The organism is Bacillus sp. FJAT-27231, from assembly GCF_001183975.1.
GTDB lineage: Bacteria > Bacillota > Bacilli > Bacillales > Domibacillaceae > Pseudobacillus > Pseudobacillus wudalianchiensis.
The window spans coordinates 2,973,784-2,985,417 of the sequence record NZ_LFZU01000001.1 but is presented as its reverse complement, the minus strand read 5'-3'; the positions used below and the strand labels follow the sequence as shown (position 1 = coordinate 2,985,417).

General features: G+C 42.3%; 11 protein-coding genes. 10 read left to right on the top strand and 1 reads right to left on the bottom strand.

All coding sequences use genetic code 11. The features are described 5' to 3' along the window. The first annotated feature begins 138 nt into the window (after positions 1–138). The 7 genes from AC623_RS14340 to uvrC all read left to right on the top strand — a co-directional run bounded on the left by AC623_RS14340 (position 139) and on the right by uvrC (position 7,645). Entirely contained in the window at positions 139–1,827 is a 1,689-nt protein-coding gene (locus AC623_RS14340) for a long-chain-fatty-acid--CoA ligase (RefSeq protein WP_049663549.1), read from the top strand. 115 nt (positions 1,828–1,942) lie between these two features. After that, positions 1,943–2,527, top strand: coding sequence for a TetR/AcrR family transcriptional regulator (locus AC623_RS14335; protein ID WP_049663547.1), 585 nt, complete (start codon positions 1,943–1,945; stop codon positions 2,525–2,527). A gap of 32 nt (positions 2,528–2,559) precedes the next feature. Then, positions 2,560–3,330, top strand: coding sequence for an enoyl-CoA hydratase (locus AC623_RS14330; protein ID WP_049663545.1), 771 nt, complete (start codon positions 2,560–2,562; stop codon positions 3,328–3,330). A gap of 68 nt (positions 3,331–3,398) precedes the next feature. Beyond that, positions 3,399–4,172, top strand: coding sequence for an electron transfer flavoprotein subunit beta/FixA family protein (locus AC623_RS14325; RefSeq protein WP_049663543.1), 774 nt, complete (start codon positions 3,399–3,401; stop codon positions 4,170–4,172). 28 nt (positions 4,173–4,200) lie between these two features. After that, positions 4,201–5,181: an electron transfer flavoprotein subunit alpha/FixB family protein gene (locus AC623_RS14320; protein WP_049663541.1), complete on the top strand. Its 981-nt coding sequence runs from the start codon at positions 4,201–4,203 to the stop codon at positions 5,179–5,181. A gap of 272 nt (positions 5,182–5,453) precedes the next feature. Next, positions 5,454–5,768 (top strand): thioredoxin, encoded by a 315-nt coding sequence (gene trxA / locus AC623_RS14315; RefSeq protein WP_049663540.1) that lies wholly within the window; start codon positions 5,454–5,456, stop codon positions 5,766–5,768. An 89-nt stretch (positions 5,769–5,857) separates the two neighbouring features. Further along, positions 5,858–7,645, top strand: a complete 1,788-nt coding sequence (gene uvrC, locus AC623_RS14310) for an excinuclease ABC subunit UvrC (RefSeq protein ID WP_049663538.1) — start codon at positions 5,858–5,860, stop codon at positions 7,643–7,645. A 51-nt stretch (positions 7,646–7,696) separates the two neighbouring features. On the opposite strand, the gene AC623_RS14305 is transcribed toward uvrC, so the two are convergent. After that, positions 7,697–8,128, bottom strand: a complete 432-nt coding sequence (locus tag AC623_RS14305) for a YslB family protein (protein WP_049666663.1) — start codon at positions 8,126–8,128, stop codon at positions 7,697–7,699. 278 nt (positions 8,129–8,406) lie between these two features. On the opposite strand from AC623_RS14305, the gene AC623_RS14300 reads away from it, so the two are divergent. From AC623_RS14300 to sdhB, 3 genes are read left to right on the top strand one after another with little or no spacing between them, the layout of a single operon-like run. Then, positions 8,407–9,015 (top strand): succinate dehydrogenase cytochrome b558 subunit, encoded by a 609-nt coding sequence (locus AC623_RS14300; protein ID WP_049663537.1) that lies wholly within the window; start codon positions 8,407–8,409, stop codon positions 9,013–9,015. A gap of 55 nt (positions 9,016–9,070) precedes the next feature. Next, the gene (gene sdhA, locus AC623_RS14295; RefSeq protein WP_049663535.1) at positions 9,071–10,831 is read left to right on the top strand and encodes a succinate dehydrogenase flavoprotein subunit; all 1,761 of its coding nucleotides are present in this window, start codon (positions 9,071–9,073) and stop codon (positions 10,829–10,831) included. Between the two features lie 2 nt (positions 10,832–10,833). Beyond that, positions 10,834–11,601: a succinate dehydrogenase iron-sulfur subunit gene (sdhB, locus tag AC623_RS14290; RefSeq protein WP_049663533.1), complete on the top strand. Its 768-nt coding sequence runs from the start codon at positions 10,834–10,836 to the stop codon at positions 11,599–11,601. The last annotated feature ends 33 nt before the right edge of the window (positions 11,602–11,634 follow it).

Here is an 11,634-nt window from a genome sequence, read left to right as displayed (position 1 = left end):
CTGTTCTTTCAGTTTTGTCCCCTTCTTTCTTGAGGTTAGGGAGAAGGCTTTGTCTTTTCCATTTGGCAAAGCCTTCTGAATTGGTTTATAATTGAATAGAATATTTATAATATTCAAAATGGATGGGGAGGGAGAGAAATGAGTATTCGGCCTTGGCTTGCGCAGTATCCAAAGGAAATACCCGCTTCACTTACCTATGAAGAACAGCCCGTGCAATCGTATTTAACGAAAGCGGCAAGGGAGTACCCTGATAAAATAGCTATTCATTTCATGGGAAAAGAATTAACCTTCCAGGAAGTATATGAATCCTCTTTAAAGATGGGGCGTTATCTGAGAAAGCTCGGTATTCAGAAGGGGGACCGGGTAGCGATTATGCTTCCTAATGGTCCACAGTCGGTGATCAGCTATTTTGGAGTCCTGTATGCCGGGGGGATAGTTGTCCAAACAAATCCGCTATACACAGAAAGAGAAATAGAGTACCAAATGAAGGATTCTGGTTCTACAGTCATTATTACACTTGATGTTTTGTATCCTCGGGTGCGGCAAGCGATGAAACGAACTAACTTGCAGCATATTATTGTAACCGCTGTCAAAGATTATCTTCCTTTTCCAAAAAACATTATTTATCCTTTTATACAAATGAAACAAACCGGTCTGAAAGTACAAGTAGAAGAGCGTGGAACGAATCATGAGTTTAAACGAATCATGGAAATAGAGGCAGCCGAAGAATTAGATATTTCCTTCGATTTTGATGAGGACCTTGCCATCCTTCAATATACAGGTGGAACAACAGGCTTTCCGAAAGGTGTTATGCTTACTCACAAGAATTTGATAGCTAATACAACGATGTGTGCCTCCTGGCTGTATAAGTGCAGAAAAGGGGAAGAAACTATTCTCGGTGTCTTGCCATTTTTCCATGTATACGGTATGACAGCTGTTATGATACTATCAATCATGCAAGGATACAAAATGGTTCTTCTCCCTAAATTTGATGTCAAGACGACATTAAAGACGATTCAAAAGCAGCGTCCTACACTGTTTCCTGGTGCCCCCACTATTTATATCGCTTTGTTAAATGATCCGGATTTAAAAAAATATGATTTATCCTCCATTCATTCTTGCCTTAGCGGATCAGCACCATTGCCAGCGGAAGTGCAGCAGAAATTTGAGAGAATCACTGGCGGAAAGCTTGTAGAAGGATATGGACTGTCTGAAACTTCCCCGGTTACCCATTCCAACTTCCTGTGGGATCATTCGCGGGTAAAGGGAAGCGTTGGTGTTCCATGGCCGGATACAGATGCGGCAATCTTGTCTATGGATACAGGAGAGATTCTTTCCCCTGGTGAGATTGGAGAGATTGTTGTTAAAGGACCGCAAGTAATGAAGGGCTACTGGAAGCGGCCTGAAGAAACGGAAATGACCTTCAAAGACGGCTGGCTCTTGACGGGTGATGTTGGATATATGGATGAGAATGGCTATTTTTTTGTGGTCGATCGCAAGAAAGATATGATCCTTGCAGGTGGGTATAATATTTATCCGCGTGAAATCGAGGAAGTTTTATATGAGCATGAAGCAGTGCAGGAAGCAGTAGCTGTAGGAGTGCCGGATTCCTATCGAGGTGAAACGGTAAAAGCCTATGTTGTATTAAAAGATGGATATTCCGTGACAGAAGAAGAATTAAATCAATTTGCCAGAACCCAGTTAGCAGCTTATAAAGTACCAAGAGTCTATGAATTTAGAAATGAGCTTCCGAAAACAGCTGTCGGTAAAATTTTAAGACGCGCACTAATAGATGAAGAAAAAAGGAAACAAGAAAAAACAAGTTAAGTTATGAAAATAAAAGGCTTGTCCCCTCTTGACTCTTTTTGTGTAAAAAGGTAAGATAAAAACATGAATGAATGGTCATTCATTTCATCTTATGAAAGAACGGGAGGGGCAGCCTGTGAAACGAAATAAACCAAAGTATCACCAGATTATCGATGCTGCTGTTGTAACAATCGCAGAGAACGGCTATCATCAAGCCCAGGTTGCAAAAATAGCCAAGCAAGCGGGAGTTGCAGACGGCACAATCTATTTATATTTTAAAAACAAGGAAGACATATTAATCTCATTATTTCAAGAAAAAATGGGAAGTTTTGTGAAGAAAATTCAAGAAGCTTTAGCAGGAAAAAACACAGCTGCGGAGAAATTATTATTATTAGTGGAACATCACTTTACAATGTTGGCAGAGGATAAGCATTTAGCAGTCGTTACCCAGCTGGAGTTGAGACAGTCAAATAAAGAACTTCGCATGAAGATTAATGAAGTCTTAAAACATTATTTGCAGCTGATTGATGAAATATTAAAGGAAGGTGTTGAAAAAAAGGAATTTAGATCTTCTTTAAATATTCAGCTTGCCAGACAAATGATTTTTGGAACGATTGATGAAACAGTTACCACTTGGGTGATGAATGAACAAAAGTATGATCTTCCAGCATTGGCTCCTGAAGTGGGAGATATGCTGCTAAATGGATTTTCTATTCACTGACCTGCATTGAATGTAAGGGGGATGGTAAGAAAATGGCATACATATCGTGGAAAAGAGAGGGTCGGACGGCAGAAGTTTTAATTCAAAGACCGCCGGCCAATGCTCTTTCAAGTGCGTTGATCACTGACATTGAGCGAGCGTTCAACGAGATTGAGCAAGATGAAGAAGTGCGTGTTGTCCTCATTCATGGCGAGGGGAGATTTTTTTCAGCTGGTGCTGATATTAAAGAATTTACAACAGTAGAGAGCGGGAAAGAATTCTCTGAGCTTGCGGCTCGCGGACAGCGGGTATTTGAGCGCATTGAGAATTTTTCAAAGCCAGTGATTGCGGCTATTCACGGGGCGGCACTCGGCGGAGGCTTGGAACTTGCGATGAGCTGTCATATTAGGTTAGTTTCTGAACAGGCTAAGCTTGGGCTGCCGGAGCTTTCTCTCGGTCTAGTCCCAGGGTTTGCCGGATCACAGCGGCTGCCTCGGTATGTTGGTACGGCAAAAGCGGCAGAATTATTGCTGACGAGCGAACCAATTACCGGTACGGAAGCTGTCGAATGGGGGCTGGCCAACCAGGCTTATCCAGAAGAAGAGCTGCTTTCAAAAGCGCGTGAAATGGCAACCAAGATTTCTTTGAAAAGTCCAGTCAGCATGAAAGCAGCCATTGAATTGCTGAATTTTTCTAAGCATGCTGAGTACTATAGGGGGGCAGAAAGAGAGGCTGAGCTTTTTGGTGAAGTATTTGAATCTCAAGATGCCAAAGAAGGAATAAGTGCTTTCATCGAAAAACGTGAACCTCAGTTTAAAGGATGATTATTTTTTCACTAAAATATTCGCAATCTTTTAAATGAACAGAAAAGAACAAAGCGGGAGGGGAAGTTATGAATATTTACGTATTGCTAAAACGAACTTTTGATACTGAAGAAAAAATCAGCGTGGCAAATGGCCAAATCCAGGAGGATGGTGCTGAGTTTATTATTAATCCATACGATGAGTATGCGGTAGAAGAAGCGATTCAAATCCGTGATGAGAAAGGCGGAGAGGTAACAGTTGTTTCTGTTGGAAGTGAAGAAGCAGAGAAGCAGCTCCGTACTGCGCTAGCAATGGGAGCGGACAAAGCTGTGCTCATCAATACAGAAGACGACGTCGAAAATGGTGATCAATATACAACTGCCAAGATTCTTGCTGAGTTTTTAAAAGACAAGGAAGCCGACTTAATTATCGCTGGAAATGTAGCCATTGACGGCGGAAGCGGCCAAGTTGGCCCGCGAGTAGCCGATCAGCTCGGCATCCCATATGTCACAACGATTACGGATATTAAAATTGAAGGTGAAAGCGTTCACATTGTGCGAGATGTAGAAGGGGACTCGGAAAAAATCGAGACTTCATTGCCGCTGCTTGTCACAGCACAGCAGGGTTTGAATGATCCGCGCTATCCTTCTTTGCCAGGCATTATGAAAGCGAAGAAGAAGCCGCTTGAAGAATTAGAGCTGGGGGATCTAGATCTCGATGAAGACGATGTAGAAGCAAAAACAGAAACAATCGATGTGTTCCTGCCGCCGAAAAAGGAAGCGGGCCGCGTTTTAGAAGGCGATGTAAGTGACCAGGTAAAAGAGCTTGTGAGCTTATTGCATAATGAAGCAAAGGTTATCTAAAGGACAAACAGGACAGGAGGGGATTCACATGTCAAAAAAAGTATTAGTACTAGGAGAAGCACGTGATGGAGCACTAAGAAATGTTTCGTTTGAAGCGATGGCAGCCGGCAAAAAGGTCGCTCAGGGCGGAGAAGTAGTAGGGGTATTGATTGGAGAATCTATCAGCGGCTTAGCCGATCAGCTTATTCATTATGGGGCAGATCGTGTGGCGACTGTGGAACATGAAAAGCTGGCGCAATATACCTCTGACGGTTATTCGCAGGCATTGCTTGCTGTTGTAGACCGCGAAAATCCAGATGCGATTATTTTTGGCCATACAGCGCTCGGAAAGGATTTGTCTCCAAAAATCGCCTCCAGGCTGCAAGCTGGGCTCATTTCTGATGCAACAGCGTTAGAAGAAGAAGACGGCGAAATGATTTTTACTCGTCCTATTTATTCCGGAAAAGCCTTCGAAAAGAAAAAAGTTAGTGAAGGGATCCTGCTGGCATCGGTTCGTCCAAACAACATTGCGCCGCTTGAAAAGGATGAATCCCGCACAGGTGATATCTACCCTGTAAACACGGATATTAAAGATATTCGGACAGTTATTCAGGAAGTGGTTCGCAAAACAGCTGAAGGCGTTGATTTGTCAGAAGCGAAAGTGATTGTCGCGGGCGGCCGTGGGGTGAAAAGTGAAGATGGCTTTAAGCCGCTGCAAGAACTCGCTGATGTACTGGGCGGTGCAGTCGGTGCTTCCCGAGGGGCGTGCGATGCAGATTATTGCGACTACTCGCTGCAAATTGGCCAGACAGGGAAAGTCGTTACACCAGACTTATATATTGCCTGTGGCATTTCGGGAGCGATTCAGCATTTAGCTGGTATGTCTAACTCTAAAATTATTGTGGCCATTAATAAAGATCCAGAAGCAAGTATTTTTGGAGTAGCGGACTATGGCATCGTTGGCGACTTATTTGAAATCGTACCAATGCTGACAGAGGAATTTAAAAAGCTAAAAGTCGCTTCGTCTTAATGACTAAAAGCTGGCACAATAAGTGCTGGCTTTTATTTGTTTATTTTGGCGTACCATTCCTGATAAATATGCCTTTCTTCTAGAAAAAGAGACGATGAATCATGATAAATGAAGATAGATCATAAAAGATGACAGTTTGATTGGTTAAAGTCTCTTTTTAAGAGTAAAGGTTATGGAAAAGGGAAAAATAAAATGTAAAGCAAAAAAATAGCATCCAATTATAATCGGTGCTATACTGACCATAGTATATGTAACTTTAGGAGGGTTTTTAAATGGCAATTGTAAAAGCGACTGATCAAAACTTTACTAATGAAACAGCTAGCGGTCTTGTGTTAGCAGACTTTTGGGCTCCATGGTGCGGACCATGTAAAATGATCGCTCCTGTTTTAGAAGAACTTGATGCAGAACTATCTGACAAAGTAAAAATCGTAAAAATCGATGTGGATGAAAACCAAGAAACAGCTGGAAAATTCGGTGTTATGAGTATCCCAACACTTATTTTATTCAAGGACGGCCAGCCTGTTGATAAGGTAATCGGTTTCCAACCGAAAGAAGCATTGGCTGAATTAGTAAACAAACACGCTTAATTTCATGAGAGAAACCGTCTTCTGTCCCAGACAGAAGACGGTTTTTTGTAGAAATATAATGAAACAGAACTCATCCGGGAGGTGAGAAGATGAATTCAATTATTAAACATAAGCTGGCGCTGCTTCCGGATCAGCCGGGATGCTATTTAATGAAAGATCGGCAAGGCACCGTTATTTATGTCGGAAAAGCAAAAGTGCTGAAAAACCGCGTCCGTTCGTATTTTTCGGGTTCACATGATGCAAAAACACAGCGGCTCGTTGGGGAAATAGAAGATTTTGAATATATTATTACGTCATCCAATCTTGAAGCGCTTATTCTTGAGCTGAATTTGATTAAGAAATATGATCCGAAGTATAACATTATGCTGAAGGATGATAAAAGCTATCCCTTTATCAAACTAACAGCGGAGAGACACCCTCGGCTAATTATCACGAGAAAAGTAAAAAAGGACAAAGCTAAATATTTCGGTCCCTATCCAAATGCCTATGCAGCGAACGAAACGAAAAAGCTGCTCGACCGGTTGTATCCGCTCAGAAAGTGCATGAATTTGCCGGATAGAGTTTGTCTTTATTATCACATGGGACAGTGTCTTGCTCCTTGTGTAAATGAAGTAACCGACGAACAATATAAGGAAATGACGAACGAAATTACCCGTTTTTTAAATGGGGGACATCAGCAAGTGAAAGAGCAGCTGACTGCAAAAATGCAGGAAGCGGCTGAAAAATTAGAATTTGAGCGAGCAAAAGAATTCCGTGACCAAATCGCCCATATTGAAGCGACTATGGAGAAACAGAAAATTAACACGACCGATTTTACAGACCGCGACGTATTTGGCTATGCCGTTGATAAAGGCTGGATGTGTGTGCAGGTGTTTTTTATCCGTCAGGGTAAGTTAATCGAACGTGATGTCTCTCTGTTCCCTATTTATGATGAACCGGAAGAAGAATTCTTAACGTATCTCGGGCAGTTTTATGATCAGCCAAACCATTTTAAGCCGAAGGAAATTCTGCTGCCGGAAAAAGTGGATGATTCCCTTGCTGAGCAGTTAATTGAGGTGAAAATGATAAAGCCTCAAAGAGGAAAAAAGAGAGAGCTCGTTCATTTGGCAGCCAGCAATGCGCAGGCGGCGCTTGCGGAAAAGTTTGCTCTGATTGAGCGCGACGAGGAAAGAACAATTAAAGCGGTAGAGCAGCTGGGGCGCGCGATGAATATTCACACGCCGCTTCGGATTGAGGCGTTTGATAACTCTAATATTCAAGGAACAGATGCCGTATCAGCGATGATTGTGTTCATTGATGGCAAGCCTGCCAAAAAGGAATATCGCAAATTTAAAATTAAGACAGTAGAAGGACCAGATGATTATGGTTCTATGCGAGAAGTTATACGCCGCCGTTACAGCCGTGTGCTTAGAGAAGGGCTGCCGCTGCCGGATTTAATTATCATTGATGGCGGTAAAGGGCAAATTGAAGCAGCGAAGGATGTTTTGCTCAATGAATTAAATTTAGATGTCCCGGTTGCTGGTCTGGCAAAGGATGATAAGCACCGTACCTCACAGCTCTTATACGGTACACCGCCCTCAGTCGTATCGCTTGCACATAATAGCCAGGAGTTTTACTTGCTGCAGCGCATTCAGGATGAAGTTCACCGTTTTGCAATTACATTTCACCGTCAGCTTCGCGGAAAGGGAACCTTCCAATCGATTCTAGATAATATTTCTGGGGTAGGACCTAAACGTAAAAAGCAGCTGTTAAAGCATTTTGGTTCTGTCAAAAAAATAAAAGAAGCAACAGAGGAAGAGTTAAGATCAATCGGTATTCCAGAGAAGACAGCGAAAGAAATTCTTGAAGAGCTGCAAGGAAAAGCGGAAGAGAAATAGAGAAAAGGCTGTCCATTTTCCTTAACGGACAGCCTTTTCTCTATTCATTTCTTATTCCCATTTTACCGTTACGGTTACTCTTTTTGTCCGTTTTTGTATGTCAACCACTGATTCTGCCTCAGTTTGTTCGTGTGAAGTGATTTGTTCGGCTAAAAACCCACTTTCCAGGGAGAAGGAAGGTTCAGATTGGATTGAAAACCTTCTTTCAACGAAAGGGCCGCCGAGTTCAAAGGTCTTCTCACGTTTTGCTTCCTTTAAAAGAGTAAGAGTTCCCCAGCCAGCCTCTTCAAAAAAAGAGAAAAGCTCTTCACTGCTTTTGCAGGGAAACTTTCTAGCAAGTGATTTTCCTGCCCAGTAAAGGATCGAGTCAGCTTCTTTGCCAAGTATGTCTGTTAATAGAGAATCTCGAATTAGTTCATAACCAAAAACAGGTACAGAGAGGCCTTTTATCTCTTGTTGGTCGAGTTGATTCGTCAATTTCATCCCCACTTTCTGTTATCCATTATATACAACAGATGGAAGAGAAAAAAGGAATTTATCAAATCGATATTGTGGTATAATAAATTTGTAATAGAAAACGAAAAAAGTGAAGAAACATTCAGTTTTTGTCGCTTTTTTACAATATAAAAAAGAGTGTACGCATCCTTGACGCTTCATAGCGATGAGAGTAAAATGGTCTTGTCACAAAATAGTTACAATATGAAGCTTTACCGAAACAAAGGATATTTTGTCGGATGCTTCAAGATTAAGGGGGGTAAAACATGGCTGACAACCGAGAATTTTTTTATCGCAGGCTGCACTCATTGCTTGGTGTCATACCTGTAGGATTGTTCCTAACGCAACACTTAGTCGTAAACCACTTTGCAACAAAAGGCGAGGAGGCATTTAACCGAGCTGCCGGTGTGATGGAAGGTTTACCATTCCGTTATTTATTGGAAACCTTTATTATTTTCCTTCCACTGTTATTCCACGCTATTTACGGACTGTATATTGCTTTCACAGCAAAGAATAACATTGGCAGATTTGGTCATTTCCGTAATGTGATGTTCTTCTTGCAACGTGTATCTGGTGTCATCACACTAGTATTTGTTGCGTGGCACGTATGGGAAACAAGAATCCAAGCAGCACTTGGCGCTGAAGTGGACTTTCAAATGATGGCGGATGTATTTTCCAATCCGTTAATGGTTGGTTTCTACATAATTGGTGTCATTTCGACAGTATTCCACTTCGCTAATGGTCTTTGGTCTTTCAGTGTAAGCTGGGGACTTACGATTTCACCTCGTTCACAGCGCATTATGACATATGTCACAATGGTTGTTTTTGTTGCGCTTTCTGTTGTAGGGGTTCGTGCAATTCTTGCGTTCGTATAAGTACATCGTTGAAATAAGTTAAGTTTGGATTTGGGAGAAAAAGGAGTGAGTCTCAATGAGTAATGGAAAAATTATTGTAGTCGGCGGCGGTTTGGCCGGTTTAATGGCTACAATTAAAGCAGCAGAAGCAGGAACACAGGTTGACTTGTTTTCTCTAGTTCCGGTTAAACGCTCCCACTCTGTGTGTGCGCAAGGTGGTATTAATGGTGCGGTTAATACAAAAGGTGAGGGAGATTCACCTTATATTCACTTTGATGATACGGTCTATGGTGGAGACTTTTTAGCGAATCAACCTCCTGTAAAAGCAATGACAGAAGCAGCACCTGGCATCATTAACTTGTTGGATCGTATGGGAGTTATGTTCAACCGTACTCCGGAAGGTCTGCTTGATTTCCGCCGTTTCGGTGGTACACAACATCACCGTACAGCGTTTGCTGGAGCAACAACAGGTCAACAGCTTTTATACGCATTGGACGAGCAAGTTCGTCGCTTTGAAGTAGCTGGACTTGTTACGAAATATGAGGGCTGGGAATTCCTCGGCGTTGTTCTTGACGATGAAAACATTTGTCGCGGAGTTGTCGCTCAAAACTTGCGTGACATGCACATTCAATCATTCCCAGGCGATGCAGTTATTATGGCTACTGGAGGACCTGGTATTATTTTTGGTAAGTCGACAAACTCTGTTATTAATACCGGTTCTGCTGCATCTATCGTGTATCAGCAAGGTGTATACTATTCCAACGGCGAATTCATCCAAATTCACCCAACAGCTATTCCTGGCGATGACAAACTTCGTCTTATGAGTGAATCAGCACGTGGAGAAGGCGGACGCGTTTGGACATATAAAGACGGGAAGCCATGGTACTTCTTGGAAGAGAAATATCCGGCATACGGAAACCTTGTACCACGTGATATTGCAACACGTGAAATTTTTGATGTGTGCGTAAATCAAAAGCTTGGTATTAACGGAGAAAACATGGTATACCTTGACCTTTCTCATAAAGATCCACATGAACTTGATATTAAGTTAGGTGGTATCATTGAAATTTATGAGAAATTCATGGGCGAAGATCCACGTAAAGTACCAATGAAAATCTTCCCTGCCGTTCACTATTCAATGGGTGGATTATGGGTTGATTATGAGCAGCAAACAAATATTCCTGGTTTGTTCGCAGCGGGTGAGTGTGATTATTCACAACATGGTGCGAACCGCTTAGGTGCTAACTCCCTTCTATCTGCTATTTATGGTGGAATGGTTGCTGGCCCGAATGCAGTTAAATATATTCACGGATTAGAAAAATCAGCGGATGCTATTTCTTCCTCTGTTTTTGACCGACATGTGAAACAAGAAGAAGCAAAATGGAACGGTATTATGTCGTTGGACGGCAAGGAAAATGCTTACTTGCTTCATAAAGAGCTTGGTGAGTGGATGACAGCAAACGTTACAGTTGTTCGCCACAACGACAAGCTGAGAGAAACAGATAATAAAATTGTTGAGTTAATGGAGCGCTACAAAAACATTAACATTAACGATACAGCAAAATGGAGCAACCAAGGTGCGGCCTTCACACGCCAGTTGAAAAACATGCTTCATCTTGCTCGCGTTATTACAATTGGAGCTCTTAACCGTAATGAAAGCCGTGGAGCCCATTACAAACCAGAATTCCCAGATCGTAATGACGAGGATTTCCTCAAAACAACAATGGCAACATTTAAAGGAGAGAACGAAGCTCCTGGTTTCCATTATGAAGACGTAGATGTTTCCTTGATCCCTCCACGTAAACGTGACTATACGAAGAATAAGGAGGAAAAATAAAGATGAGTGAAAATAAAACAGTTCGCTTTATTATTACTCGTCAAGACACAATGAATTCGGCTCCGTATGAAGAAGAGTTCGTTCTTCCATATCGTCCGAACATGAACGTTATTTCAGCGCTCATGGAAATCCAGCGTAACCCGGTTAATGCTAAAGGTGAAAAAACAACACCGGTTGCCTGGGATAGTAACTGTCTTGAAGAAGTTTGTGGAGCTTGTTCAATGGTTGTTAACGGCAAGCCGCGTCAAGCTTGTACAGCTTTGATCGATAAATTAGAACAGCCGGTTCGTCTTGCGCCAATGAGCACATTCCCTGTTGTTCGTGATTTGCAGATTGATCGGGAGCGCATGTTTGATTCCATGAAACGAATCAAAGCATGGATTCCAATCGATGGTACGTATGAGCTTGGACCTGGTCCGCGTATGCCAGAAAGAAAACGTCAATGGGCGTACGAATTATCCAAATGTATGACTTGTGGCGTTTGTCTTGAAGCGTGTCCGAACGTGAACAGCAAATCTGATTTCATCGGTCCTGCTTTTATTTCTCTCGTTCGCTTGTTTAATGCGCATCCAACGGGTTCAATGAACAGAGACGAGCGCTTAAACGCATTAATGGGCGATGGTGGTTTACAGGACTGCGGAAACTCTCAAAACTGTGTGCAAGCATGTCCAAAAGGAATTCCTTTAACGACATCAATCGCAGCCATGAACCGTGCGGCAACAGTTCAATCTTTCCGCAACTTCTTTGGAAGCGACCATCAAGTAGATTAATTGACTCCAGTCTTCAGCTATCTCAGCTGGAGG

Coding starts and splice junctions, on each gene's coding strand:
- AC623_RS14340 (WP_049663549.1), top strand. CDS start 139: ATGAGTATTCGGCCTTGGCTTGCGCAGTATCCAAAGGAAATACCCGCT.
- trxA (WP_049663540.1), top strand. CDS start 5,454: ATGGCAATTGTAAAAGCGACTGATCAAAACTTTACTAATGAAACAGCT.
- AC623_RS14325 (WP_049663543.1), top strand. CDS start 3,399: ATGAATATTTACGTATTGCTAAAACGAACTTTTGATACTGAAGAAAAA.
- AC623_RS14330 (WP_049663545.1), top strand. CDS start 2,560: ATGGCATACATATCGTGGAAAAGAGAGGGTCGGACGGCAGAAGTTTTA.
- AC623_RS14305 (WP_049666663.1), bottom strand. CDS start 8,128: ATGAAATTGACGAATCAACTCGACCAACAAGAGATAAAAGGCCTCTCT.
- sdhA (WP_049663535.1), top strand. CDS start 9,071: ATGAGTAATGGAAAAATTATTGTAGTCGGCGGCGGTTTGGCCGGTTTA.
- AC623_RS14320 (WP_049663541.1), top strand. CDS start 4,201: ATGTCAAAAAAAGTATTAGTACTAGGAGAAGCACGTGATGGAGCACTA.
- sdhB (WP_049663533.1), top strand. CDS start 10,834: ATGAGTGAAAATAAAACAGTTCGCTTTATTATTACTCGTCAAGACACA.
- AC623_RS14300 (WP_049663537.1), top strand. CDS start 8,407: ATGGCTGACAACCGAGAATTTTTTTATCGCAGGCTGCACTCATTGCTT.
- uvrC (WP_049663538.1), top strand. CDS start 5,858: ATGAATTCAATTATTAAACATAAGCTGGCGCTGCTTCCGGATCAGCCG.